Origin of the sequence: Pseudonocardia sp. NPDC049154 (assembly GCF_040648315.1) — a bacterium.
Taxonomy (GTDB): domain Bacteria; phylum Actinomycetota; class Actinomycetes; order Mycobacteriales; family Pseudonocardiaceae; genus Pseudonocardia.
Genome location: NZ_JBEZDN010000012.1, coordinates 60,077 through 85,113 on the forward strand (window position 1 = coordinate 60,077; position 25,037 = coordinate 85,113).

The 25,037-nt window shown below is 73.4% G+C and carries 21 protein-coding genes and 1 pseudogene; 10 read left to right on the forward strand and 12 right to left on the reverse strand.

Annotated elements, in window-relative coordinates; genetic code table 11:
- Positions 1 to 7: 7 nt before the first annotated feature.
- Both AB0B41_RS09460 and mtnA read right to left on the reverse strand, forming a co-directional pair.
- The gene (locus AB0B41_RS09460; RefSeq protein WP_358200871.1) at positions 8 to 1,150 is read right to left on the reverse strand and encodes an MFS transporter; all 1,143 of its coding nucleotides are present in this window, start codon (positions 1,148 to 1,150) and stop codon (positions 8 to 10) included.
- Entirely contained in the window at positions 1,147 to 2,106 is a 960-nt protein-coding gene (mtnA, locus tag AB0B41_RS09465; protein WP_358200873.1) for an S-methyl-5-thioribose-1-phosphate isomerase, read from the reverse strand. The genes AB0B41_RS09460 and mtnA overlap by 4 nt, the downstream gene beginning before the upstream one ends.
- Before the next feature lie 129 nt (positions 2,107 to 2,235).
- Here mtnA and AB0B41_RS09470 point away from each other — a divergent pair, with 129 nt between their 5' ends.
- The 8 genes from AB0B41_RS09470 (at position 2,236) to AB0B41_RS09505 (ending at position 10,351) form a co-directional block, all read left to right on the forward strand.
- Positions 2,236 to 3,168 (forward strand): zinc ABC transporter substrate-binding protein, encoded by a 933-nt coding sequence (locus tag AB0B41_RS09470; protein WP_358200875.1) that lies wholly within the window; start codon positions 2,236 to 2,238, stop codon positions 3,166 to 3,168.
- 2 nt (positions 3,169 to 3,170) lie between these two features.
- Positions 3,171 to 3,908: a metal ABC transporter ATP-binding protein gene (locus AB0B41_RS09475; protein WP_358200877.1), complete on the forward strand. Its 738-nt coding sequence runs from the start codon at positions 3,171 to 3,173 to the stop codon at positions 3,906 to 3,908.
- Positions 3,896 to 5,068, forward strand: coding sequence for an iron chelate uptake ABC transporter family permease subunit (locus tag AB0B41_RS09480; RefSeq protein WP_358200879.1), 1,173 nt, complete (start codon positions 3,896 to 3,898; stop codon positions 5,066 to 5,068). Before AB0B41_RS09475 ends, AB0B41_RS09480 begins: the two co-directional genes overlap by 13 nt.
- Positions 5,065 to 5,991 (forward strand): metal ABC transporter permease, encoded by a 927-nt coding sequence (locus AB0B41_RS09485; protein WP_358200881.1) that lies wholly within the window; start codon positions 5,065 to 5,067, stop codon positions 5,989 to 5,991. The genes AB0B41_RS09480 and AB0B41_RS09485 overlap by 4 nt, the downstream gene beginning before the upstream one ends.
- A gap of 41 nt (positions 5,992 to 6,032) precedes the next feature.
- A complete protein-coding gene (locus tag AB0B41_RS09490; RefSeq protein WP_358200968.1) occupies positions 6,033 to 6,440 on the forward strand; it encodes a YciI family protein in 408 nt (135 codons plus the stop codon).
- 8 nt (positions 6,441 to 6,448) lie between these two features.
- A complete protein-coding gene (locus AB0B41_RS09495) occupies positions 6,449 to 7,615 on the forward strand; it encodes a DUF6596 domain-containing protein (RefSeq protein ID WP_358200970.1) in 1,167 nt (388 codons plus the stop codon).
- Between the two features lie 38 nt (positions 7,616 to 7,653).
- On the forward strand, positions 7,654 to 8,748 hold the full coding sequence (locus tag AB0B41_RS09500) for a gamma-glutamylcyclotransferase family protein (protein ID WP_358200883.1): 1,095 nt from the start codon (positions 7,654 to 7,656) through the stop codon (positions 8,746 to 8,748).
- A 154-nt stretch (positions 8,749 to 8,902) separates the two neighbouring features.
- Positions 8,903 to 10,351: an MFS transporter gene (locus AB0B41_RS09505; protein WP_358200886.1), complete on the forward strand. Its 1,449-nt coding sequence runs from the start codon at positions 8,903 to 8,905 to the stop codon at positions 10,349 to 10,351.
- Between the two features lie 66 nt (positions 10,352 to 10,417).
- Here the strand turns inward: AB0B41_RS09505 and AB0B41_RS09510 are convergent, their stop codons facing one another.
- From AB0B41_RS09510 to AB0B41_RS09535, 6 genes are all read right to left on the reverse strand, one after another.
- Positions 10,418 to 11,530 carry an amidohydrolase family protein gene (locus AB0B41_RS09510; RefSeq protein WP_358200888.1) on the reverse strand — a complete coding sequence of 371 codons (1,113 nt, stop codon included), beginning with the start codon at positions 11,528 to 11,530 and terminating at the stop codon, positions 10,418 to 10,420.
- A 13-nt stretch (positions 11,531 to 11,543) separates the two neighbouring features.
- Positions 11,544 to 13,229 (reverse strand): chaperonin GroEL, encoded by a 1,686-nt coding sequence (gene groL / locus AB0B41_RS09515; RefSeq protein ID WP_358200890.1) that lies wholly within the window; start codon positions 13,227 to 13,229, stop codon positions 11,544 to 11,546.
- Between the two features lie 123 nt (positions 13,230 to 13,352).
- A complete protein-coding gene (gene mimD, locus AB0B41_RS09520) occupies positions 13,353 to 13,724 on the reverse strand; it encodes a propane 2-monooxygenase effector subunit MimD (RefSeq protein WP_358200892.1) in 372 nt (123 codons plus the stop codon).
- Positions 13,721 to 14,923 (reverse strand): toluene hydroxylase, encoded by a 1,203-nt coding sequence (locus tag AB0B41_RS09525; RefSeq protein WP_358200895.1) that lies wholly within the window; start codon positions 14,921 to 14,923, stop codon positions 13,721 to 13,723. Before AB0B41_RS09525 ends, mimD begins: the two co-directional genes overlap by 4 nt.
- Positions 14,920 to 15,975, reverse strand: coding sequence for an FAD-binding oxidoreductase (locus tag AB0B41_RS09530; protein WP_358200897.1), 1,056 nt, complete (start codon positions 15,973 to 15,975; stop codon positions 14,920 to 14,922). Before AB0B41_RS09530 ends, AB0B41_RS09525 begins: the two co-directional genes overlap by 4 nt.
- A 202-nt stretch (positions 15,976 to 16,177) precedes the next feature.
- On the reverse strand, positions 16,178 to 17,815 hold the full coding sequence (locus tag AB0B41_RS09535; protein WP_358200972.1) for a methane monooxygenase: 1,638 nt from the start codon (positions 17,813 to 17,815) through the stop codon (positions 16,178 to 16,180).
- A 339-nt stretch (positions 17,816 to 18,154) separates the two neighbouring features.
- On the opposite strand from AB0B41_RS09535, the gene AB0B41_RS09540 reads away from it, so the two are divergent.
- Positions 18,155 to 20,041, forward strand: a complete 1,887-nt coding sequence (locus tag AB0B41_RS09540; RefSeq protein WP_358200899.1) for a helix-turn-helix domain-containing protein — start codon at positions 18,155 to 18,157, stop codon at positions 20,039 to 20,041.
- A gap of 11 nt (positions 20,042 to 20,052) precedes the next feature.
- Here AB0B41_RS09540 and AB0B41_RS09545 read toward each other — a convergent pair whose 3' ends face one another.
- From AB0B41_RS09545 to AB0B41_RS09555, 3 genes are read right to left on the reverse strand one after another with little or no spacing between them, the layout of a single operon-like run.
- Positions 20,053 to 20,940: a hypothetical protein gene (locus AB0B41_RS09545; RefSeq protein ID WP_358200901.1), complete on the reverse strand. Its 888-nt coding sequence runs from the start codon at positions 20,938 to 20,940 to the stop codon at positions 20,053 to 20,055.
- A 54-nt stretch (positions 20,941 to 20,994) separates the two neighbouring features.
- Positions 20,995 to 22,779 (reverse strand): NAD-binding protein, encoded by a 1,785-nt coding sequence (locus AB0B41_RS09550; RefSeq protein WP_358200903.1) that lies wholly within the window; start codon positions 22,777 to 22,779, stop codon positions 20,995 to 20,997.
- A 36-nt stretch (positions 22,780 to 22,815) separates the two neighbouring features.
- Entirely contained in the window at positions 22,816 to 23,199 is a 384-nt protein-coding gene (locus tag AB0B41_RS09555) for a helix-turn-helix domain-containing protein (RefSeq protein WP_358200905.1), read from the reverse strand.
- A gap of 78 nt (positions 23,200 to 23,277) precedes the next feature.
- Here AB0B41_RS09555 and AB0B41_RS09560 point away from each other — a divergent pair, with 78 nt between their 5' ends.
- Positions 23,278 to 24,579, forward strand: a complete 1,302-nt coding sequence (locus AB0B41_RS09560) for an MFS transporter (protein ID WP_358200907.1) — start codon at positions 23,278 to 23,280, stop codon at positions 24,577 to 24,579.
- Positions 24,580 to 24,646: 67 nt separating this feature from the next.
- Here AB0B41_RS09560 and AB0B41_RS09565 read toward each other — a convergent pair.
- A pseudogene (locus AB0B41_RS09565) lies at positions 24,647 to 25,037 on the reverse strand (hypothetical protein); the annotation flags it as partial.

Sequence of the window (25,037 nt, forward strand, 5' to 3'; positions counted from 1 at the left end):
TTGCCGCTCACGGGGTGGGGCGGCGGGTGAGGGGCAGGACCGCGAGGAGCAGGAGGGCGGCGGCACCGAAGGCGGCGCGGAAGCCGAAGGGCTCGGCGATCGCGCCGAGGCCGCTCGACCCGGCGCCGGTGCCGGCGTCGAACCCGATGTTCCACGCGGCGCTGGCGGCGCCGTAGCGGGCGGGCCCGGCGACGGCGAACAGCGAGACCAGCGAGTCGCTCTGGACCAGCCCGAACCCGGCACCGACGGCGAAGGCGCCGCCGACCAGCAGCCAGCCCGCGCCGCCGACCGACAGGACCTCGACCCCCATCCCCGCCGCGGCGAGCAGCGTGCCGGGCAGCAGCAGGCGGCCCGGGCCGCGCCGGTCGACCAGCCCGCCGGCGAGCCCGCGGCCGAGGATCCCGCCGACCGCGACGGCGAACAGGGCCAGCGGGGCGGTCGCGCTCGCGGCCGGCGCGACCAGCGGCAGGAAGGTCACCAGACCGCCCTGGGCCAGCGAGCAGGCGAGCATCGCCGCCATCGGCCCGGTGCCGGCACGCCAAGTCCGGACCATCTCCGTACCGATCTCCGCGGGGTCCTGGACGCTCGGCTCGGCGCGCACCGGCCGGTCGGTCCGCAGGAACGGCGTGGCCGCCGCGCCCAGCAGCGGCGCGATCCCGGCCGCCAGGAACACACCAACGAACCCGAGCAGGTCGACCGTCGCGACGCCGAGCGGCAGCAGGAACAGCTGCGGGATCCCGATCGCGTACCCGTACCGCGCCGTCGCCCGCCCGTGCTCGGCCGGCGGCACCAGCTCCGCCACCAGCGCGCTGCCGGCCACCGTGAGCAGCCCGAACCCGATCCCGCGGACGGCGGAGATCAGCAGCACCGGCCCGAGCTCGGCCGTGAGCAGCAGGAACGGCGTCGGCGCCCCGAGCAGCACGAGGCCCGCGCCGAGCACGACCCGGTAGCCGACACGCCGCAGCAGGGCCGGCACCGCGAGCTGGGTGGCGACGGTCGTGGCCATCAGCACCCCGGTCGTCGTCCCGGCACCGAACTCGCCCGTGCCGGCCCGGCTGACCCACAGCGGCAGCACCGGCAGCAGCAGCGCGTGCCCGCCGAACCCGAGGACGGTCACGACGAGCATCAGCCGGAAGGCGGCAGTCTTCATGGCCGCCAGGTGCGGGTGTCGGTGACGATCGCGGTGACCAGGTCCGCGGGCGTGACGTCGAACGCCGGGTTCCACGCGTCCGCCCCGGCCACGACCTCGGCCGCGTCCCGCTCCTCGATCTCGATCGCGGCCCCGTCGGGCGTCGCGGCGTCGACCGTGGTCTCCGGCGCCGCGACGACGAACGGGATCCCGGCCCGTGCAGCGGCGAGGGCCAGCGGGTAGGTCCCGATCTTGTTGGCGACGTCGCCGTTGGCGGCGATCCGGTCCGCCCCGACCACCACGGCGTCGACCAGCCCCCGCGCGATGACCGAGGCCGCGGCGCCGTCGACGACCACGCGATGCGGCACGCCGAGCGCCTGCAGCTCGACGGTGGTGATGCGCGAGCCCTGCAGCAGCGGCCGCGTCTCGTCCGCGACCACCAGCTCCACGCGCCCCGAGGCGTGCAGCGACCGCACGACCCCGAGCGCGGTCCCCCACTCCACGCAGGCCAGCGCACCGGCGTTGCAGTGGGTGTGCAGCCGCAGCGGGCGCTCCCCGCACAGCTCGCCGAGCAGGGCCGCGCCCCGCGCCCCGATCGCCCGGCAGGCGGCGACGTCCTCGTCCCGGACGGCGTGTGCGGCCGCCAGCGGGTCCGGGGCCGCGAGGGCGCGCTCCACGCCCCGCCGCAGGTTGACGGCGGTGGGCCGGGCGGAGGCGATGCGCTCGGCGTCCCCGGCCAGGTCCCCGCCCCCGTTCGCCGCCGAGCGCGCGGCCAGTGCCACCCCGTACGCCCCGGCGACGCCCAGCGCGGGTGCCCCGCGCACCACCAGCCGCCGGATGGCGTCGACCAGCCCGTCGACGGTCGTGACCTCCACCCGGTGCAGCTCGGGCAGCCGGGTCTGGTCGACCAGCACGATCCGGTCGCGCTCCCAGGTGATCGTCGGCGGCAGGTCCCGGGGGACGGTGGTGGAGGACACGCAGGAACCTTCTCAGAACGAGACACCACGGGCGGGGGTCGCACCCTATGCTCACCTGACTTCGTAGAGTGCTCTCACCAGTGAGATAGGCGGGTCTACATGGTGGGTCGGCGCAGGTGGACGGCACTGGTGCTGCTCGCCGCGGCCTGCCTGCTCGGCTCCGGCTGTGCCGCCCGGACCGTGACCGCCGACCGCGTCCCGGTCGCCGAACGCCAGGTCCGCGTGACCACGACCACCACGATGATCACCGACGCCGTGCACCGGATCGGCGGCGACCGCGTGCAGGTCACCGGCCTGATGGGGCCCGGCGTCGACCCGCACCTGTTCAAGGCCAGCGCCCGGGACGTCAAGCTGCTGCGCGACGCCGACCTCATCCTCTACGGCGGTCTGGGCCTGGAGGGGAAGATGGGCGACCTGCTCGCCGACCTCGCCGCGCGGCAGCCCACCGCCGCCGTCACCGACGGGATCCCGCGCACCGCGCTGCTCACCCACCCCGGCTCGCCCGAGCCGGACCCGCACGTCTGGTTCGACGTCGCGCTGTGGGAGGACCAGGCCCGCACGATCGCGGACCGGCTCTCCGCGCTCGACCCGCAGCACGCGGACGTCTACCGGGTCAACCTCGGCGCCTACCTCGCCGAGCTGACCGCGCTCGACGCCGAGGTCCGCGAGCGGATCGCCGCGATCCCGCCCGCCCAGCGCCTGCTCGTGACCTCGCACGACGCGTTCGCCTACTTCGGCAGGCGGTACGGCATCGAGGTCGCCGCCATCCAGGGCATCTCCACGGCCGCCGAGGCCACGACGGCCGACGTCGAGCGGGTCGCCGAGCTGCTCGCCACCCGCCGGGTCCCCGCGGCGTTCATCGAGACCTCGGTCCCGCGGCAGACCGTCGACGCGCTGCTCGCCGCGACCGCCGAGCGGGGGTTCAGGGCGTCGATCGGCGGGGAGCTGTACACCGACTCCGCCGGCGAGCCCGGGACGCCGGAGGGCACGTACACGGGCATGGTCCGCAGGAACGCCGAGCTGATCGCGAGCGCCCTCGGGGCGCCCGGCCGGGAAGGGTGAGGATGCACGCACTGGAGATCTCCGCGCTCACCGTGTCCTACCGGGCCGCGCCCGCGCTGTGGCAGGTCGACGCGACCTTCCCGCGCGGCGCGCTGTCGGCGATCGTCGGCCCGAACGGCGCGGGCAAGTCGACCCTGCTCAAGGCGGCCCTCGGGCTGGTCCCGGCGGACGCCGGCACGGTCCGGATCGCCGGCGTCCAGGGCCGGGCGGCGCTGGAGAACCTCGCGTACGTGCCCCAGGCGGAGTCCGTGGACTGGGACTTCCCGATCACCGTGGCCGAGGTCGTCGCGATGGGCCGCTACCGGGCGGCCGGCTGGTTCCGGCGGATCGGGCGCGCGGACCGGCGGATCGCCGAGGAGTGCCTGGACCGGGTGGGCATGGCCCCGCTCGCCCGGCGGCAGATCGGTCAGCTCTCCGGCGGCCAGCGGCAGCGCGTCTTCCTCGCCCGGGCGCTCGCGCAGCAGGCCGAGGTGCTGGTCATGGACGAGCCGTTCGCCGGCGTCGACGCCCGCACCCAGGCCGACCTGCTCGAGCTGCTCCGCACGCTGGCCGACGAGGGCGGCTCCACGGTCGTCGTGCACCACGACCTCGCGCAGGTCCGCAGCGCCTTCGACTGGGTGCTGCTGCTCAACGTCCGGGCGTTGGGCTGCGGGCCGACCGCGGAGGTGCTCACCGAGGACGCCGTCCGCCGGGCGTACGGGGCCGGTCTGCCCGAGGGGACGCCGGTGTGGACCGGCTGAGCGCCCTGTTCGGCCTGCCCTACACCGACACGGTCGTCGTCGCGGGGGCGCTCGTCCTCGGCGTGACGAGCGGGGTGCTGGGCTCGTTCGCGGTGCTCCGCGGCCGCTCCCTGGTGGGCGACGCCATCGCGCACTCCACGCTGCCCGGCGTCTGCGTGGCCTTCCTCGTGCTCGGCACCAAGGAGGTCGCCGGGCTGCTCGCGGGCGCCGCCGTCGCGGGGCTGGTCGCGGCCCTGCTGATGGTCGCCGTCGAGCGCTCGCGGCTGCGGCCGGACACCGCGATCGGCGTGGTGCTGTCCGGGTTCTTCTCCCTGGGCATCGTGCTGCTCACCCACATCACCGCGGGCGGCAACGCGCAGCAGGCGGGCCTGGAGAGCTTCCTGTTCGGGCAGGCCGCGGGCCTGCTGGAACGCGACGTCGCGGTGATGGCCGCGGTCGGCGCCGTCGGGGTGGCCGCGGTGGTGGTGCTGCGCCGCGCGCTCGCCGCCACGCTGTTCGACCGCGCCTACGCGGCGGCGATCGGGCTGCCGACGCGGGCGATGGAGATCGCCGTGACGGCCTTCCTCGTCGCGGCCGTGGTGATCGGGGTGCGGCTGGTCGGCGCGATCCTCATGGTCGCGATGCTGGCCGTGCCGACGGTCGCCGCACGCCAGCTGGCCGACCGCTTCCCGCACGTGCTCGTGCTGGCCGGGGTCGTCGGCGCGGTCGTCGGGGTCACGGGCGCGCTGCTCGCGACCCGCGGGCAGCTGCCGACCGGGCCCGTCGTCGTGCTGGTGGGGGTGGCCGTCGCCCTGCTCGCGGTGGTCCTGGCCCCCGGACGCGGCGTGCTGTCGCGGCGGCTGCGGCTCGCCCGGCGCCGCCGCACCGCGCGGCGCGCCACGGCCCTGCAGGACCCGGGCACCGCCGACCCCCGCACCCGCCGTCGGCTCGTCTCGGCGGGCCTGCTCACCACCGACGGCGCGCTGACGCCAGCCGGGCGGCGGGAGCGGGCCGCCGTCGCCGAGCACCTGGCGCTCTGGCGGGCCTGGCTCGACCACGGCCCGCAGATCAGGCTGCGCGACGCCCGCGAGCCCGACCCGCTCGACCTCGTCGGCACCCTCGACCCGGAGGCGCTCGCCGAGCTGCGGGAACGCGCCGGGCTGGACGGGGGCGGCCGGTGACCGCCGACGACCTCACGATCGTGCTGGTCGCGGGCCTGACCGCGACCGCGTGCGGGCTGCTCGGCCCGTTCCTCGTGCTGCGCCGGATGGCCCTGCTCGCCGACGCCGTCAGCCACGCCGTGCTGCCGGGCATCGTGGCCGTGTGGCTCATCGCCGAGACGCGGGCGCCGGTGCCGGTGGTCGCCGGCGCCGCCGCCTTCGCCGTGCTCTGCGTGCTCGGGATCGACGCCGTCCGGGCGACCGGGCTCGTGGCCTCCGACGCGGCGATCGCGCTCGTCTTCCCCGCGCTGTTCTCGCTCGGCGTCCTCGGCATCACCCGGTACGCCTCGGACATCCACCTGGACCTCGACTCCACGATCTACGGCGAGATCGCGTTCACCCCGTTCGACGTCGTGACCGTCGGGGGCGTGGACCTCGCCCGGTCCGGCGTGGTCCTCACCGTGGTCGTGCTGCTCAACCTGATCCTGGTCACGGCGTTGTGGAAGGAGCTGCGGGCCACGACCTTCGACCCGCACTTCGGCCGGGTCACCGGACTCCGGCCGCGGCTGCTGTCCCGGTTGCTGCTGGTCGCGGTCGCGATCACCGCCGTGTCGGCATTCGAGGCGGTCGGCGCGATCCTCGTCGTGACGATGTTGATCGTCCCCGCCGCGACGGCCTTCCTCGTGACCCGCAGCCTCGCCGCGATGGTCGCCGTCGCCGTCGCCGTGGGGTGGGTGGGGGCGGTCGCCGGGCACGTCCTGGCGCTCACCTTCGACAGCTCGATCGCCGGCGCGATGGGGCTGGTGTGCACGGCCTGCTTCGTCGTGGCGCTGGTCGCCTCGCCGCGCGGTCCGGTGGCCCGCCTCCTCCGGGGCCGACGACGAGTTCCGGAATCTTTCGGCGAGGATGTCGATAACCCGGGACCGGCACCGTCCCCGCGGTGAACGTGACCACGACGGGGTCACGACGGACCGAGGAGGACACGATGGCCAAGTACCTGCTTCTCAAGCACTACCGTGGCGCGCCGGCGGCGGTCAACGACGTGCCGATGGACCGGTGGACGCCGGAGGAGATCTCGGCGCACGTGCAATACATGCAGGACTTCGCGACCCGGCTCGAGGGGACCGGCGAGTTCGTCGACAGCCAGGCGCTCGCCCCCGAGGGGACGTTCGTCCGGTACGACGGCGAGGGGCGCCCGCCGGTCACCGACGGCCCGTTCGCGGAGACCAAGGACCTCATCGCCGGCTGGATGGTGATCGACGTCGACAGCTACGAGCGCGCCCTCGAGCTGGCCGGGGAGCTGTCGGCCGCCCCCGGGAAGGGGGGCGAGCCGATCCACGAGTGGCTGGAGGTGCGGCCGTTCCTGACCCACACGCCCACCGTGACGGAGTGACCTCGCCGGTGAACGAGGTCCTGCTCCGGCGCCTCACGCCGAGCGTGCTCGGGGTCCTCGTCCGTCGCGGAGCCGACTTCGCGGCGGCCGAGGACGCCGTGCAGGACGCGCTCGTCGAGGCGCTGCACGTCTGGCCGGCCGACCCGCCGAGGGACCCGAAGGGCTGGCTGGTCACGGTGGCCTGGCGCAAGTTCCTCGACGCGACCCGCTCCGAGGCCGCCCGTCGCCGGCGCGAGGACCTCGTCGCTGTCGACCCGGCGGAGCCGGCCTCCGGGTCGGGGCCTGGTTCCGTGCCCGCGACGGACGACACGCTCCAGCTGTACTTCCTGTGCGCCCACCCGTCCCTGACGCCGTCGTCCGCGGTCGCGCTCACGCTGCGCGCCGTGGGCGGGCTGACCACCCGCCAGATCGCCCAGGCCTACCTCGTGCCCGAGGCGACCATGGCGCAGCGCATCAGCCGGGCCAAGCGCACCGTCTCCGAGGTGCGGTTCGACCGGCCCGGCGACGTCGCGACCGTGCTCCGCGTGCTCTACCTCGTCTTCAACGAGGGGTACTCGGGCGACGTCGACCTCGCCGCCGAGGCCATCCGGCTCACCCGGCAGCTCGCGGCCGCGATCGACCATCCCGAGGTGGCGGGGCTGCTGGCGCTGATGCTGCTCCACCACGCCCGGCGCGCCGCCCGGACCGCGCCCGACGGCAGCCTGGTGCCGCTGGCCGAGCAGGACCGCGGCCGCTGGGACACGGGAGCGATCGCCGAGGGCGTCGCGATCCTGCAGGCGGCGCTGGCCCGCGACCGCCTCGGCGAGTTCCAGGCCCAGGCGGCCATCGCGGCCCTCCACGCCGACGCGCGGACCGCCGAGGAGACCGACTGGGTGCAGATCGTCGAGTGGTACGACGAGCTCGTGCGCCTGACCGACAGCCCGGTCGTCCGGCTCAACCGCGCGGTCGCGGTCGGCGAGGCCGACGGACCGCGCGCCGGGCTGGCGGCGCTCGCGGCGCTCGACGACACGCTCCCGCGCCACACGGCGGTGGCGGCCTACCTGCACGAACGCGACGGCGACCCGGGAACGGCAGCGCGGCTGTACGCCGAGGCGGCCCGGAAGGCCCCGAACCTCGCCGAGCGCGACCACCTGACGCGCCAGGCCGCCCGGCTCAACGCTCAGCAGGGTCGCTGACGAGCCGGGGAGCGCGATCCCGCTCCATACTGCGGGGGATGCCCCCCGACTTCCCCGACGCCGCGTACCCCGCCGCGCCGTACCCGGGGGTGGTGCCGGAACGCTCGTTCGTGCACGTCGACGGCGGTGGGCTCGCCCTGACCCCCGACCCGTCCGCCCGCTCCTCGTGGCGGGTGGGAGGCACCGGCCCTGCCCCTGACCCCGGTCCCGGCACCGGCCCCGACCTCGACGCCTGGCTCGCCGGGCGCGGCGCGCCGCCGCTGGCCGCCCGCGTCCCGCTGCTGACCTACGGCTCCAACCGCAACCCGGCGAAGATCGGCTGGCTGCGCCGCGAGCTGGGGCTGGCCGGCCCCGTCGTCGTGCTCCGGGCCCGGACGACGGGGCTCGCCGCGGTGTGGGCGCACGGCCTGCGCGTGGTCGACGACCAGCGGCCGGCGGTGCTGGCCGCCGCCCCCGGCCTGGTCGAGGAGCACTCCGTGTGGTTCGCGACGCCCGAGCAGGTCGCCGTGCTCGACGTGTGCGAGGGCCGGTCCTCCGGCCGCTACCGCCTGGCCCGCGTGCACACCGGCGCGGTCCGCACCGAGGACGGCTCCCTGCTCGACGACGTCCTCGCGTACGTCGGGCTGGCCGGCATCCGCCGCCCGCTGCTCGTCGACGGCGAGCCGGTCCGCTGCACCGACCTCCCCCAGACCGCCGCCCGCGTGCTGCAGGGCGACCGCGCCCCGTCGGACGGCCTGGACGCGACCACGCTGGCGGGCGCGCCCGACCCGGACGCCTGGCCCGCCCGGCTGTTCGTCTACGGCACCCTCCAGCCCGGCGAGCGCTCGTGGCACCTGCTGGCGGAGGCCGCGGCGGGCCCCACCGAGCCGGTCACGGTCCCGGGGACGCTGCTCGACACCGGGTTCGGCTACCCCGCGATGCTCCGCGACGCCGGGCCCGGCGTGCCCGGCCACGTCGTCCCGCTGCGGGACCCGGCCGCCCTCCTTCCCCTGCTCGACCGGTTCGAGGGCCCCGACTACGTGCGCGTCCGGATCACCGCGCCCGACGGACGACCGTGTTGGACGTACGTATGGACCGCGCCCACCTGCGGGTTCCGGCCCGTCGGACGGTGGGGCACCCGTCACCCCGCGTAGCGGACATTCGGCCGTGACCGGCCTCTCAGGTCGGGAGGAGTCCCCCGGTACCGGCCCCGGCGGTCAGGTTTACCGGCTGGTCGTCCCGCCGCCACGCCCTGCGGGAAGCGATCGGCTCACCTAGCGTGGTCCGTCAACCGACACGGGGGACGTGATGAGCGAATCCAACGCGGAAGGTCACGGGAACCGGCACCAGGTCGAGGAGGCCGACCCGGCGACCGTGAAGAAGGCGGTGGCCGGTGCGGCCATCGGGAACGGCGTCGAGTGGTTCGACTACGCCGTCTACGCCTACCTGACCACGCAGATCGGGCTGAACTTCTTCCCGGACTTCAGTCCCACGGCACAGTCGATCTTCGTGTTCGCCGGGATCGCGATCCCCTTCGTGCTCCGGCCGCTGGGCGGGATCATCCTGGGCCCGCTGGGCGACCGGTACGGCCGGCGCCAGGTGCTGGCCGTGACGATCGTGCTGATGGCGGGCGCGACCTTCCTCATCGGCCTGCTGCCGAGCTTCACCGTCATCGGGCTCGCGGCGCCGATCCTGCTGCTGACCTTCCGGCTGGTGCAGGGCTTCTCCACCGGCGGCGAGTACGGCGGCGCGGCGACCTTCATCGCCGAGTACGCCCCGCACAAGCGGCGGGGCTTCTTCGGGTCGTTCCTCGAGTTCGGCACCCTCGCCGGCACCGTGCTGGGCGCCATCCTGGCCACCGCCGTGCAGCTGGGGCTGTCCGAGGAGGCGCTCAACAGCTGGGGCTGGCGCATCCCGTTCCTCGTCGCCGGGCCGCTCGGCCTCGTCGGCTTCTACCTGCGGTCCAAGCTGGAGGACACCCCGGCCTTCCGCGCCGCCGAGCAGGACCACACCACCACCTCGGCGCCCTTCCGCGAGGTCTGCCGCAACGTGTGGCCGCAGATCCTGCATCTCATCGGCTTCGTCATGCTGCTCAACGTCGCCAACTACACGTTGCTGACGTACATGCCGAGCTATCTCACGGACACGATCGACATCGACGAGACCGAGGCGCTGTTCGTGCTGATCGGCGTCATGCTGATCATGATGGTGATCATCACGCCGATCGGGCGGCTGTCCGACAGGATCGGCCGCAAGCCGCTGCTGCTCGGCTCGGCGATCAGCACGCTGGTGCTGGCCCTCCCGGCCTTCTGGCTGATCAGCCAGAAGAGCTGGCTGCCCGTCACGATCGGCATCGCCATCCTGGGCCTGCAGCTGGTCATGATGCTCGGGGTGATCGGCTCGGCGCTGCCGGCCATGTTCCCCACGCGCAACCGCTACGGCGGCTTCTCGATCGGCTACGCGACCTCGACGGCCGCCTTCGGCGGTACGGCGCCACTGATCAACGAGAGCCTCATCGCCGCGACCGGGAACACCTACATCCCCGCCTTCTACCTGATGCTCTCCGCCGCCGTGGCGATCTACCCGCTGATCAAGATGCCCGAGACGGCCGGGCTCGACATCTCGCACCCGACCCGCATCCCGGGTACGGACCACTACGTGCCGGAGCGCGAGCCGGCGATGGCCGGGGCGCCCTCGTCCACGCGCGGCGCAACGCCGCCGCCCACGACGGGCGACGGCGGCTCGTCCGCCGGCTGACCGCACACGCGCCGACGGCCCGGACCCCTCGGGGGCCGGGCCGTCGGTGTGTCCGGGGTCTGTCGGTCAGCGGGCGCGGGCGACGGAGTGCGCGACCAACGCCTCCGGCACGGGCAGCCGGTAGAGGCGGGCCGCGTTGGCCCCCAGCACGGCCTGCACCGCGGAGGGGCCGAGCCCCCGCGCGAGCAGCGCCGACGCCGTCTCCCCGACCAGCCGCTCCGGGCGCACCAGCGGGTACCCGCTGCCGAACAGCAGCCGCTCCGGCCCGAACGCGGCCAGCAACGCGTCGAGCGCCTCCCCCGCCTCGCGCGGATGGGTCCGCAGGCCGGCGAGGACCTCGGTGAGCAGCACGTGCACCCCGGGCAGCTGGGCGAGCCGGGTCAGGACCGGCGTCGGCAGCCAGCCCGCGCCCAGCACGAAACGCACCCGCGGCAGCGCCGAGACCAGCACCCGGACCTGCCCGGGGTCGATGCGCCCGGCGGGTGCCGGCCGGGCGTCGCGCTCCCGGACGGGCAGGGCCGAGCCGGAACGCACCGGTTCGGCCCAGCTCGGCCAGCGCGCGCGGACCCGGCCGGAGCCCGTCGGACGTTCCGGGACGCCGCCGTGGCTCCAGACGGGGGCCCCGGCGGCCGGATGCGCGACCGCCCCGACCCCCAGGTGCACCACGGCGGCGCCCGCCTGCTCGGCCCGCCCGAGCGCCCGGCGCAGGGCCGGGTCGTCGAGCTCGAGACGGGCCTCCGGGCGGGTCCCGGACGTCAGCGACAGGCCGCGGAGGTCCTCGCGCCGGACCCGGGCGGCGATCCCGCGGCGGCCGCCCTCGTCCGCCGGGTCGAGCTCGCCGGTCACGGCGAACCGGCCGGCGAGTCCCTCCACGAGCTCCGCGGACCACGCCGACGGCGCGAACCCGAGGACGAACAACGACCCCAGCCCCAGCGGCTGCAGCACCGCGCGGTCGACGTGTCCTCTGCCCAGCAGGTCGGTGACCAGGGAGCGCTCACCGACTGCGGCGAACTCGTCGAACGGGATCGGCCGGGGCGACCGGTCGAGGGCGCGGTGCCGGTGGTGGAGGTCGGCGACGAACTGCTCGCCCGCCGGGCCCGCCTGGTTGTGCGGGCTGCCGTCCCACGCGTGCACGTGGGCGTCGACGACGACGTAGCGCTCCCCGCCGACCTCGTACACCGCGCCTCTCCGCTCAGCCCACCGACGGGCCGAGGCCCAGGGACTGCGGCGTCGACGAGTCCGGGCTGGGCTGCGGGATGCCCTCGTCCAGCGGCCCGAACTCGGTCATCAGGCTCTTGTTCCAGGGGGTGACCTCCTCGGCCACCAGCGAGTTGGTGGTGAGGATCAGGCCGGCGACGGAGGCGCCGTTCTGGAGGGCGGAGCGGACGACCCGGAGGGGGTCGATGATGCCCATCTCGACCATGTCGCCGAAGCGGCCCTGCAGGGCGTCGAAGCCCTCGTCGACGCCCAGGTCCGTGACCTGCTTGACGACGTCGGAACCGTCGTAGCCGGCGTTGGAGGCGATGAGGTGCACGGGCTCGGACAGCGCGGCCCGCACGATCTCGACGCCGATCCGGTAGTCGCCGTCCACCTCCAGCCCGTCGAGCGCGGACTCGGCGTGCAGCAGCGCCGCCCCGCCGCCCGCGACGATGCCCTCGGCCATGGCGGCCCGGGTCGCCTGGAGCGAGTCGTCGACGCGGTGCCGGATCTCCTTGAGCTCGGCGTTCGTCGGCGCGCCCACGGAGATGATGGCGGCCTTGCCGGAGAGCCGGGCGATGCGGTCGTTGAGCCAGTCCTCGTCCGTGCCGATCGTCGCGCGCGCCATCTCGGCCCGCAGCTGCGAGAGCCGCCGCTCGACGGCCTCCTTCGAACCGTGCCCGCCGATGAACACGCACTGCTCGTTGGTCGCCCGGACCTGCGTGGTCCGGCCGAGGTGCTCGGTCGTCATCTGCTCCAGCGCGAAGCTCGACGCCTTGGAGTGCACCTTCGCGCCGGTCAGCGCGGCCAGGTCCTCCAGCAGGTGGATGCGCTTCTCGCCGAACCCGGGCGCCTGGATGGCGGTGACCTTGAGGTGCCCGTTGACGTGGTTGTGCACCAGCATCTGCAGCGCGGTGCCCTCGACCTTCTCGGCCACGATGACCAGCGGCCGCGGGTCCCGCATGAGCTTCTCGAGCACCGGCATCAGCTGCCGGACGTCCGTGATCTTCTCGGCGGACAGCAGGATGTACGGGTCGTCCAGGACGGCCGTCATCGAGCCCGGGTCGGTGACCAGGTAGGGCGAGACGTAGCCGTTGTCGAACTCGAAGTCCTCGACGAAGTTCACGGTCAGCCCGAGGACCGGGCCGTCGTCGACGGAGATCACGCCGTCGTCCCCGACGGTGTGCAGGGTCTTGGCGATGACCGAGCCGATGGTCTCGTCGTCGTTCGCCGAGATGGCGGCCACGCGGGACAGGTGCTCGAGCGAGTCGACGGGGTGTGCCACGGCGGCGAGCCGCTCGACGATCCGGCCGACGGCGAGGTCGATGCCCCGCTTGACCAGCACCGGGTTCCCGCCGGACTGGATGGCCTTCATGCCCTCGCGGACGATGGCCTGGGCCACCACGGTCGCCGTGGTGGTGCCGTCCCCGACCGTGTCGTTGGTCTTGATCGCCGCTTCCTTGAGGATCTGCGCGCCCATGTTCTCGAAGGGGTCGCGCAGGTGGATCTCGCGGGCGATGGTCACGCCGTCGTTGGTCACCTCGGGCGTGCCGGTGATCTTCTCCAGGACGACGTTACGGCCTTTCGGGCCGAGCGTGCTCTTGACGGCCTCGGCGAGCTGGTCCACCCCGGCTTGGAGCGCCCTCCGGGCGTCCACGCCGAACTTGAGTTCCTTGGCCATGACTACGGTCCTCCCGGACTGTCTCGAACTGCGTTGGTCTGCGGCGCGGGTGCGGATCAACGAACCCGCGGGTGGCGGCGGCGCTGCGACCGCCGCCACCTGCGGGGGTGAGGAGCGGCGTTCCTACTGGATCGGCTTCAGGTCGAAGTCGAGGTACTCGGCCGCGTCCTCGGGGTTGGCGAACATGATCGTGCGGTCGTCGAGGTGGACCATGCGGCCGTAGTGGGTGGACATCGCCTCCTCGAACTCGGCGGCGTTGAACCAGTCCTCGTCCTCACCCGCCTCCTCGTCGACGTCGGCGTAGACGACCTCGAACTTGTCCTTCCCGTCGACGCGGATCATCGACGGGAGCGGAGTGACCTTCACGTTGTCCAGCCGTGCCAGGACGTTGGCGATCAGCGCCCCGACCTGGCTGTTCATCAGAGTGAAGCCGCACATGTTCGAGGCGGTGTTGTCGGACTTGAACGGGCTCTCTGCCGTCTTGAACGTGGTCACTGCTTCAGCTCCTCGGGGGTGTCGAGATGGAGGTCGCGGCAGATGCCCGCGAACCGGTTCTTGGCACGGTCGAGGGAGTCCTCGAACCTCGGAGGCTTGTGGTCGGCCTGGGACCACATCGGCTGCATCGTGCGGGCCGCCTCGAGCACCTGCGGCACCCAGTTCGACAGCCAGCCCTGCATCAGAGCCTTGTTGTGGTCGGCGAACTCCTTGTCGAGGACCAGCGGCGCGAAGCAGGAGACCGTCCAGCGAAGGTCGCGCTGGGCGTAGTCGAACTCCCCGGCGCCCATGACCGTCGGGGTCACGAAGTCGCCGTTGCCGGCCGCGGACTGCATGACCAGGTTGGACCGGAAGAGCTCACCGATCAGCGGCTCGAACACGATGTTGGCGGCGAAGATGGCCTCGCCCCAGTCGTCCTGCACGGCGGTGAGCGCCTCGGTGACCTTCCGGGCGCCCTGCCACTCGACGTCGGAGTTCCAGGCCTCCAGGTGCGCGGTGCCGTCGAAGCCGTCGATCTCCTCGGTCAGGGTCAGGTTGTAGAGCGCGAGGTCCTGGGCGAAGCGGATCTTGTGCGCGCTGTTCACCGCCATCGCCGTGTTGTGCATGTTCGTCGGGCCGGAGCGCTCGTTCGCGGCGAACACGTACAGGCCGAGGATGTGCTCGATGTGCATCCACGCGCCGACGTTGCGCTCGACGAAGCGGATCCAGTTCGGCGTCCAGAGGTCGAAGGCCTTGGCGTTGCGGGCGTTCTCGACGTTCTGGGTGAGCTGCCGGACGACGTTGGCGTTGTACCGGTAGAGGGTCTGCTCCCACTCCTCGTTCGGGTCACGGAACTCGTGCCAGCCGTGGGCCGGCCAGTTCTGGACGTGCATGGAGCCGGTCCCGACGCCGCGCGGCGGCTCCGGCTCGTCGACGCCCCAGGCCTTGAGCTTCGTCCAGTGCAGCGGGTAGCCCCTGCTCCCGTCCGCGAAGCCGTAGATCCACCCCTGCGACAGGTAGTGCCTCGGGTCCGGCTGGACCTCGACGGTCACGTCCTCGTAGTGGGTCTGCTTGCGCTTCGCCGGGGTGAAGTAGTTGTAGCGCCGCGCGGCGGGGCTCGAGTCGGGGAACTCCTTCGCGCCCGCCTCGGCGTCCGTGAACACGGGCTTCGGCACGCTGCGTTCGGTCGGGGCGGAGGGATTGCTCTCTGTGGTGGTCACTGCCCGTCCTGGCCTTCCTGCTCACCGGTCGTGGTGAACTTGTCGTAGAAGATGTTCTGCTCGCGCACGCCCAGTGCGGTCAGCGTCGCGATCGCCGCGTCGACCATGGGCGGCGGACCGCAGACGTAGGCATCTGCTCCTTCCAGCGTCGGTTCGAGGGCCTCGACCACCTCGGTGATCAGGCCGGTGTGGCCTTCCCACGGCTCGCCCTCCGCCGGCTCGGACAGGGCGGGCACGTAGCGGAAGTCGGGGATCTTCGCGGCGAGCTCGTGGAGCTCGTCCTCGAAGCAGAGGTCGCGGGCGGTGCGGGCCCCGTAGTAGAAGGTCGCCTTGCGCTCGACCCCGCGCTCGGCCATGGACCGCAGCAGTCCGAGCACGGGGGCCATGCCGGCCCCGCCGCCCACGAAGATGAGGTTCGACGTGCGGTTCTCCCGGAGCGTGAAGGTCCCGAACGGGGCCTCCACGTCGAGCCGGTCCCCCACCTGGATCTTGTCCGCCAGGTGCTCGGAGAACAGCCCGCCCGGGTAGATCTTGATGACGAACTCGTAGATCCCCTCGCGGTTGGGGGTGTTCGCCATGGAGAAGGACCGCGTCTCCTCGGTACCGGGGACGACGAAGTCCATGTACTGGCCGGGGAAGAACTTGATCTCGCTCGGCTCGAGGAGCTTCACGACCAGGTGCCGCATGTCGTGGGTGACCGCCTCGTTGGACACCACCTCGACCACGCCCCGGCGCAGCGGCAGTCCGCTCCGGATGATCTCCTCGTCGTAGTTGAGGAGCTCGATCGTCAGGTCCTCGTAGGCGTGCGCCCGGCAGAGGAGGGTCTGGCCCTCCTCCTTCTCGTAGTCCGGCAGCGCGAACGTCGAGTAGCTGTCGAGCTCGATGTCCTCGCCCTCGAGGACGAAGGACTTGCAGGCCGCGCACTGCCCTTCCTTGCAGCCGTGCATGAGCTGGACGCCGTTCTCGGCGGCGGCGCGCAGGATCGTCTGATCCTCGTCGACCTCGATCTCGATGCCGACGGGCTCGAAGCGCACCACGTGTTTCTCGCCCAAGGGAGGACCACCTCTCGGTTCGGTTGGGCAGCACCCGCGGGCGGGGTCCCTCCATCACTCCACATTGGACGGTGATGGTCGCGGAGGACCCCGGGACCCGCGGGTGCGACGGACTGCGGGGCCGGCCCGGTGCGCGGGCGGGGCCGACCCGAGCGGGGGAAGGACCGGAGGACCCGGTCCTCCCCCCTCGCCTGACCCGCGCTCAGGCGTCCTTGGGAGCCGGCCGGCCGGCCGGGCCCTGGCGGTTGTAGTCCGCCTTGAACGCCTCGCGCTCGGCGTCCGACATCTCGTTCAGCAGGACGTTGGGGCTCTGCAGATGCGGCATGCGCCGCATGTGGTCGAGCGTCCACATCTTCTTCGGGTCGAGGTTCAGGTGCGGCTGCGCGGTCATGGTCTTGCCGTCGTCGCGGACGAAGCCCATGTCCTTCACCACGTCGGCCCAGTTCCAGCCGTGGTACAGCGTCTCCCACTCGCGGTGGCCGACCAGCTTGCCCATGTTCGGCGTCTCGCGGCCCTGGTACGTCGGGCGGAACGCCTCGGCGTCCGTCCAGCGGCAGACCTCGTGGCAGTACGTCCGCCACTGGCCGTCGACCTCCTGCATGACCATGTCCTCACGCACGAGGCAGGGCACCATGCAGGTCCAGCAGCGGTGCGGGTACACGTAGTCGACGTCCTCGGCCACGATCGCGTTGTGACCGTTCGGGAGCGCCAGACGGTTGTAGTTCTCCCACCACTTGCCGTACCTGTCGTACCAGCCCGGGTACTTGTACTCGAACCACTCGAAGTCCTCGTCGGTCATGCCGTCGATGCGCCAGTAGTTGGCGAGCCAACCCGTGGCGAAGAACTGCGCGACCTCGTGGACGTAGCCCTTGTTCCAGATCTGGTTCCAGGACTCCTCGACCAGGTCGTGCGGGATGACCAGGCCGTACTTCTCGAGCGGCAGCAGGTACGAGCGGTAGTAGTCGTCGTAGATCCAGCGGCGCCACATCTCCGCGTACGACTCGCGGTCCTTGCGGCGGTCCTTCGTGCCGTACTCGATGAAGGTGCCGATGGCGGCGTCGACGACGCGGTGGTTGTTCCACCACGCGTAGCGCAGGTCGCGCTCGAGCAGCTGGCGGTTGTCCTCGTCCGACAGCGCCATGAGCAGCGTGGCGTAGCCGTTGGAGATGTGCCGCGACTCGTCGGACTGCACCGAGTGGAAGACCGTCGGCAGCAGGTAGTCGCCGTTGGCCGCCGCCTCGGCCGGCATGGCCACGAACAGGGTGTTCGTGAAGGCCGTCTCGGCGACGATCGTCAGGTAGATGCTGGCCGCGGTGATCGCGTCACCGGTGATGAAGCCTTCCGCGAACTGCCGGCCGATGGTGCCGCAGTAGTCCGTCTGGAAGTTCCGCAGGCTGTTGTTGAAGCCCGCCGGGTCGATGTAGTTGTTCATGTACAGGCGCTTGAGGTTCTGCTGGATCGTGCTGTGCCGAACCTCGTCGATCATCTGGATCGCCTGGCCGTTGTGCAGCTCCGGGTTCGGTACCGCCTGGAACAGCATCGGCATGGAGCGCGCCGCGGAGATCTCGGGCAACGGGATGATCGACAGGAAGAGCTTCTGCCACTCCAGCCAACGCTCCTGGACCTGGCGGAACATGTTCCCGCGGATCGCGCCGTCCTGCGCCCCGTAGACGCGGTGGTCCTTCTCCTCCTCCATCGGGAAGTAGGACCGCAGGACCTGCTTGAGCGGGTCCTTCTTCGCGGCCTTCCGGAAGGTGTAGTCGGTTCCGTACTTCATGTACGGCTCGTGGTACTGCGGCTCCCAGGCGAGTTCCTGGATCTTCTGGTGAGCCTTCGCCAAACTCTGCCGACTCACGTCGTCTCCTCACGGTGGTGGGGTGAGAGCGCACAGAGCGGACGCCGTGGGATGGCGCGGGAGCCCGCGACGCTGTCGGGCTCTGTGCCCGAGGTCTGCCTGGCGGGGCCGGGAGTGCGCCCCGTCACAGCTCGCCTCGTGCCAGGAATCACACCGCCGACCCCCCTGACCTGCGGTCTCAATATGAGACGGTGTGGGGCTGACCAGCCCCTTTCGGGTGCGGCGATCCGCCTCTAGCGTGGTCGGAGTCCGGGCGGTAGCGTCCGGGCCGATCCCGGCTGCGCCGCCACCGCGGACCACAGCTGCTCCGAGAAGGGCAACCGGTTGGTCGACCAGAACGAACGCGCCATCCACCACGAGGCGCCGGACGACGAGGACGGGTCCGCGCGCCGCCCACCCGTGCCCGTCGAACCGGTGGCGGTCGGCAGGGCCGCCGAACGCGTGGCCGTGGCCCGCGAGGCGTTCCTCCACTTCGAGATGCCCGACCCGAGCCTCGTGCGGGCCCCGATCCTGGCGTCGTGGACGCGCTCCCGGCAGTTCTCGGTGCCGAGCGACCACCTCGAGCTGCCGTACGAGAGCGACGCCGAGCCGGACACCCCGCTGATGCGCGCCGCACGGCCCGTCATCGAGGACATCGCCGACCAGTTCGCCACCGAGCCGGTCAGCGTGATCCTGTGCGACGACGAGGGCGTGGTCATCGACCGGCGCACGGGCGACAGCGCGCTGCGCCGCCACCTCGACCGCATCTGGCTGGCCCCGGGTTTCAGCTACGCCGAGCAGTACGTGGGGACCAACGGCATCGGCACCGCCCTGGAGGGCCGGGCGCCGGCGCAGGTGTTCGGACACGAGCACTATGTCGAGCACCTCGAGGACATGGCGTGCGCCGGCGTGCCGATCCACCACCCCGTCAACGGCAAGCTGCTCGGGGTGCTGGACCTGACCTGCTGGCGTAGCGAGGCCAGCGCGATGATGGCCGCGACCGCCGCCACGATCGCCCGGCGCATCGAGGAGACGCTGCTCGAGCAGTCCGGCCGGCGCGAGCTCACCCTGATGCACGACTACCTGTCCGCGTGCCGCCGCGGCCGCGGCGCCGTGTTCGCCGTCAGCGACGACCTGCTGATGATGAACGACCGGGCCCGCGAGCTGATCGACCCGTCCGACCAGGTGCCGCTGCTCGCCGAGGCCACGGACGCGATCCGCAGCGGGCGGCGCCGCCAGCTGCTCGTCGACCTGCCCAGCGGCGCGACGGCCCGGGTGCAGTGCCGGCCGAGCTGGGCCGAGGGCGGGCTCTCCGGCGGGATCCTGCAGGTCCAGCTCGTGTCCCGGGCGCCGTTGCACGGCCGCCCGACAACGCCGTCGATCACCACGGCCCTGCCGGCCGCCGTCGGGTCCGGGGCGCTGTGGACGAAGTGCGCCCAGGCCGTCGACCGGCACTTCCGGATGAACGAGTGGCTGGTCCTGGAGGGCGAGACCGGCACCGGGCGGACCACGCTCGCCCGCGCCACCCACCAGCTGCACTCCCCCGCCGGGCACGTGCGGGTGCTCGACGCCGCGCACTGCGGTGCGCGGTGGATCGCCGAGGTCTCCGACGAGTTGCACACCGGCGGCGGGACGCTCGTCCTGCAGCACCTCGACGCGTTGTCCCCGCAGCACGCGCTGGCCCTGGCCGATGCGCTGGAGCCCTACCGGGAGTCGACCGACCCGGAGCGGCAGTGGGTCGTCGCCACCCGGTCGCGGACCCCCGAGCCCGACTCCCCCGAGCTCACCGAGCTGCTCGGCTGCTTCCCGCGCAGCATCGAGGTGCCGCCGCTGCGCCACCACATCGAGGACGTCGCCGAGCTGGTGCCGTACCTGCTCGCGCGGCTCACCCGGGGTGCGGACCTGCACTGCTCGCCCGAGGCGATGCGGGTCCTCATGCGCAACCGCTGGCCGGGCAACGTCGACCAGCTCTACCAGGTGCTGCGCAAGGTCGTCGCGCGCCGGCGCACCGGCACGATCCGCCCGGAGGACCTCCCGCCGGAGACGCGGGCGATCACCCGCCGGGTGCTCACGCCGCTCGAGGCGATCGAGTGCGACGCCATCGTCGACGCCCTGCTCGACACGGACGGCAACAAGGCCGAGGCCGCGCGGCGGCTGGGGATGTCGCGGGCCACGATCTACCGCAAGATCCGCGGCTACGGCATCTCCATGCCGGACGGCTCCGAGGTCTGAGGAGACCTGGTTCAGGAGCCGGCGAGGTCGTGCGGGCCGGAGGCCGGGTAGCCGCGTGCCTCGCGGACGGCCCGGCCCCACGGCCGCAGCAGGTCGACGAGGGTGTCGAGGTCGGCGCCGAGGGCCCGCACGATCGGCTCGCACATCCGGTCCGTCGCGACCTCGACCGCCTCGCGCTCCTCGCGGCCCCGGTCGGTGAGCGCGCCGTCGGCCAGCAGCCCGCGGGCCACCAGCCGTTCCTCCGCGGCGTCGAGCTGCGCGGTGGTCCACGCCCGGGAGCGGACGTAGCTGCGCAGCGGGACACCCCAGTACGGCTCGGTCAGCAGCCCGATCTCGGTGGCGTCGAAGCCCGCCGTGGTCCACGCCGCGATGTGCGCGTCGCCCCGGAACTCGCGCAGCAGGTCGCCGAGGCGCCACACGTCCGCCACCGGGTCGCCGGGCAGGCCGAGCGACCGCAGCCCCGCGAACAGCGCCTTGCCCTCGGGGCGCAGCGGCGCGACGGCCCGTTCGAGCAGGTCACGGGCCCGGTCGAGGCCCTCCGGCCGCTCGCCGAGGACCCGCACGAGCTGCGCGCGGGCGGCGTCGGTGCGGGCCGCGCAGATCGCGGCGGCGTCGGTGAGCGTCCAGCCGTAGGCCACCGCCGGCACCACGGCCTCCGGGTTGAACACGCCGAACGCCCCGGCCACGACCTCGCCCGGCACCTGGCCGAGCACGGACCCGCGGCTGCAGAAGTACGCCGGGCCGTCGGGGGCGGCGACGCCGCGCAGCGAGCGGGGGCTGCCCGCGAACCCGAGCTTCTCGTACGCCTCGTGGGCCTCGGGTGCGAAGTAGACCTGGCCGACGACGGGTTCGAGGGCGCCCGCCAACCGCCGGGCAGGGACCGTCACGCTGCCTGCCATTGCGCCTCCACGGGATCGACCGCGTCAGCTTAACGGACGTTCGGCCAGTTTCGGCTACTCCGCGGCCTGCCCCGCGGGCCTCAGCAGGGCGAGCAGCTCGGAGTACGGGCCGACGACGTAGGCGTCGTCGCCCGCCGCGAAACGGGTGTCCCGGCGAGGCGGGTGCTCCAGCGTGTCCGCGGCTGCACGGTGCAGCGCCACCACCCGGGTGCGGGCCGACAGCTCGCGCATGGCGACACCGTCGAGCGCGACGCCGACCGTCAACCGGCCGACCATGAACGGGGTGCGGTCGACGTAGAAGGTGCCGAGCACGTCGAGCCCGAGGGCGGCGCCGACGAACCACGGGGCGGCCAGCGCCGCCGTCGAGCGGACGTAGCGGAAGGCGAAGCCCTCCTCGACCACCTCCGACAGGTCCCGGTCGAACATCCGCAGCACCACGGGGACCGCGGGCCAGCGGGCGCCGAGCTGGTCCCGGATGGCGAGGCCCGCCTCCACGTTGACGAGGTCGTCGCTGGTCAACACGGCCACGGCGGCGGCCTCCCGCAGGTTGACCGAGCTGAGCACCGCCGTGTCGGTCGCGTCGCCGGTGACCACCGGGACACCGAGCTCGTGGGCCCGGCCGAGGTGCCGGCTGGCCGGGTCGCGCTCCAGGACGACGGGCCGGGCACCGGCCGCGAGCAGGCCCTCCAGCACGCCGATCCCCACCGCGCCGAGGCCGACGACGATCACGTGCCCCCGCATCGCGCCGATCCGGCGGCGCCCCACCGAGCGCTCGATGCTGCTGCTCACCAGCAGCTGGGTGAGCAGCGCGAACAGCACCGCGGCCAGCACCACGCCGAGGAACATCATCCCGATCGCGTAGACGCGCAGCCAGGTCGCCTGCTCGGCGAAGGAGAAGTCGCCGTAGCCGACGGTGCCGATGGTCTCGACGCTGAAGTACACGGCGTCGACCCAGGTCATGTGCGAGCCGTCCGGCTTGACGTAGCCGGACCGCAGCACGAACACCGAGGCGACGAACAGCAGGAGCAGCACGCCGGCGGTGACCTTGAGCGGGCGCTCGGCCTCGGCGAGCAGGGTGCGCAGGACCGTCAGGACCGTGGCCCGGCCGCCCTCCTCGTCGCGGCGCACCGCCCGCTCCGCGCCCCCGGACCGCGCCCCGGCCCGGCGAGGCACGGGCCGGACCGGCTCCACCGGCGTCCCCGCCGCCGCGAACTGCTCCCCCGTGCCGATCACCGTCACGCGTGCGCCGGCCGGCACCCGGTGGTCGCGCCCCGGACAGATCACCTGCTCCGCGTCGGGTCCGGTCACGGCGAGCGGGGCGAGGTCGTCGAACAGGGCGCGCAGGGTGCCCGCCCGCGGCGCCTCCAGCGTCGCGACCACGAACGTCCGCCCGCCCATCTCGACCGGGTGCGGGCGCTGCCCGAGACACGCCTCGACGACCGACGGCGCGGACAGCGCCGCCACGTCGAGCACGCTGCCACGGCCGGTCACCTCGGCCAGCGCCCGCCCGACGGCCCGGTTCGCCACCCGCACGACCAGCCGCGCCCCGGGGGCGAGACGGCGGGCGAGCAGCGCGGTCTCGGTGGCGACCAGATCGTCGTCGGGCACCACGACGACGGCCGCGGCCTGCTCCACCCCGGCCTCGACCAGGGCGTCGCGCGGGCGCCCGGCCACCCGCGGGACCTCCCACACCCCGAGCAGGTGCTCGGTGACCGGGCCCGGCTCGTCGCCGCCGTCGACGACCACGACGTCGATCCCGGAGGCGTGCAGCTGCTCGACGGTCCGGAACCCGACGGCCCCGATCCCGCAGACGACGACGTGTCCCGAACGCTCGGCCATGGCCCGGGAGTCTCGCCGGTGCGTGTGACGGACGGGTCACACGTGGGCGGCGTCGTACTCCGCGCGGGCGGTGTGGACGTAGGCCTGGTGACGCTTGGCCCAGTCCGTGAGCAGGGACAACGTCTCGGTGAGCTCGTGCGCCGCCGCGGTGAGCCGGTACTCGACCTTGGGCGGGACGGTGGGGTGGACGGTCCGGGTCAGCAGGCCGTCCCGCTCGAGGTTGCGCAGGGTCAGCGTCAGCATCCGCCGGCTGATGTCCGGGATGCCGCGCTCGAACTCGGTGAACCGGACGACGCCCTCGGCCCCGCAGAGCGTGAGCACGCCGATCGCCCACTTCCCGCTCACCCGGTCGAGCACCTCGTTCAGCGGGCAGATCGCCTGCAGCGCCGCATGGGGCACATCGGTGTTCCTCTGGGACATGAAAGTGCCTTCTTCCCTGCTCGCGGCCCGTGACGAAGCATGGCCTCCGTTACCGATCGTGCACCATGGGAGGCCGTCATGACAGCACCGGAGGCCCGGCGGGCGGGGACGGGCGCCCGGCTGGCGCTGCTGGCCGTGACCCAGTTTCTCGTCGCCACCGACTTCGACATCGTGTTCGTCGCGCTACCGAGCATCGGGCGCGACCTGGGCTTCGACGCCGACGGGCTGCAGTGGGTCGTCTCCGCCTACACCGTGGCGCTCGGCGGGCTGCTGCTGCTCGGCGGGCGGGCCACCGACCGGCTCGGGGCGCGGCGGGTGTTCGTCGCCGGGCTCGTGCTGTTCGGGCTGGCGTCGCTCGCGGGCGGGCTCGCGACGACGCCGGGCTGGCTGGTCACGGCGCGGGCGGTGCAGGGCGTCGGGGCCGCGCTGCTCACCCCGGCCACGCTGCGCCTGCTCGCCGTCGGGTTCGCCGAGGGGCCGGACCGCAACCGGGCGTTCGCGGTCTGGGGCGTGGCCGGGAGCACCGGCGCGGCGGTCGGTGCCGCCGGCGGCGGGCTGCTGACCTCGGTCTTCGGCTGGGAGGCGGTGCTGCTGGTGAACGTGCCGGTCGCGCTGGTCGCCGCCGCGCTCGCGCCCGTGCTGTTGCCCGTCGACGGCCCGCGGGTGCGGGGGCCGTTCGACCTGCTCGGCGCCGCGCTGGCCACCGCCGGCTCGACGCTGCTCGTGTTCGGGATCGTCGACCGGTCCCCGGTGGTGGTTCTCGGCCTCGTGCTGCTGGGGGCGTTCCTGCTGGTCGAGCGCCGGGGGCCGGAGCCGCTGCTGCCGCGGGTCTCGCGCGCGCTGCTGGCGCCCACCCTCGCCGTGCTGCTGTTCATGGGGGCGGTCGGCACGGCGTACTTCCTCATCACCACGCAGCTGCAGGACGTCCTGGGCTTCACGGTGCTACAGGCCGGCGCCGCGTTCCTGCCGCTCAGCGTACTCAGCATGATCGGGGCCGGGTGGGTGTTCCCGCGGCTGGCGGCGCGGATCGGGGCCGGCCGCACGCTCGTCGTCGGCATGGCGGGGCTGGGTGTCTCGCTGGCGGTGCTGGCCCCCGGGTTCGGCGGCTACGCGACGATGCTGCCCGGGTTCGTCTGGGCCCTCTTCGCCGGCATCGCCTTCCCCGCGGTGTTCCGGACGGCCGCCGCCGCGGTCCCCGAGTCGCGGCAGGGCGTGGCCGGGGCGCTGGTCTCGACGGCGCAGTACGTCGGCGGGGCGGTCGGGCTGGCGGTGCTGCTGGCGTGGAGTGACACCGCAGTCGCGGCGGGACTCGGAGCGGCCGCCCTGGCGTTGCTCGCGGCGGTGGTGGCGGCGGTGCTGGGGGCCGGTCGGTCGCGATGATCCGCGTCCGGGCAGGGAAACGATCGGAATTCGAGCGTTCCGCTGCCCGGACGTGGATCTTCGGGGCTCAGCTGGCGCGGGGCTTCGGCTTCCACTCCGTGAAGCCGGCGCGCTCGGCGTCCTCGGCGGTGCGGAACCAGGCCGCGGGCTTCGTCCGGCCGAAGTAGGGGCTCGACGGCGGGTGGAACAGCATCGACGTCGCGTTGCCCTTGATCGTGAACTCGGGACTCGGGGCGGAGCCGTCGGGCAGCGGGGCCGCGGAGCCGGGGCCGTACGGGCCCTCGGGGATCTCCTCGGACGCCGCGGGCTTCTCGGCCGCCGGCTTCTCGGTAGCGGGCTTCTCGGCGGCCGGCTTCTCGGCAGCCGGCTTCTCGGCAGCCGGCTTCTCGGCAGCCGGCTTCTCGGCAGCCGGCTTCTCGGCAGCCGGCTTCTCGGCAGCCGGCTTCTCGGCAGCCGGC

Bases quoted from the DNA above. Each gene is read 5' to 3' on its own strand.
- AB0B41_RS09460 (WP_358200871.1), bottom strand. From the start codon at position 1,150: ATGAAGACTGCCGCCTTCCGGCTGATGCTCGTCGTGACCGTCCTCGGG.
- AB0B41_RS09475 (WP_358200877.1), top strand. From the start codon at position 3,171: ATGCACGCACTGGAGATCTCCGCGCTCACCGTGTCCTACCGGGCCGCG.
- AB0B41_RS09490 (WP_358200968.1), top strand. From the start codon at position 6,033: ATGGCCAAGTACCTGCTTCTCAAGCACTACCGTGGCGCGCCGGCGGCG.
- AB0B41_RS09500 (WP_358200883.1), top strand. From the start codon at position 7,654: ATGCCCCCCGACTTCCCCGACGCCGCGTACCCCGCCGCGCCGTACCCG.
- AB0B41_RS09505 (WP_358200886.1), top strand. From the start codon at position 8,903: ATGAGCGAATCCAACGCGGAAGGTCACGGGAACCGGCACCAGGTCGAG.
- groL (WP_358200890.1), bottom strand. From the start codon at position 13,229: ATGGCCAAGGAACTCAAGTTCGGCGTGGACGCCCGGAGGGCGCTCCAA.
- AB0B41_RS09545 (WP_358200901.1), bottom strand. From the start codon at position 20,940: ATGGCAGGCAGCGTGACGGTCCCTGCCCGGCGGTTGGCGGGCGCCCTC.
- AB0B41_RS09550 (WP_358200903.1), bottom strand. From the start codon at position 22,779: ATGGCCGAGCGTTCGGGACACGTCGTCGTCTGCGGGATCGGGGCCGTC.
- AB0B41_RS09555 (WP_358200905.1), bottom strand. From the start codon at position 23,199: ATGTCCCAGAGGAACACCGATGTGCCCCATGCGGCGCTGCAGGCGATC.
- AB0B41_RS09560 (WP_358200907.1), top strand. From the start codon at position 23,278: ATGACAGCACCGGAGGCCCGGCGGGCGGGGACGGGCGCCCGGCTGGCG.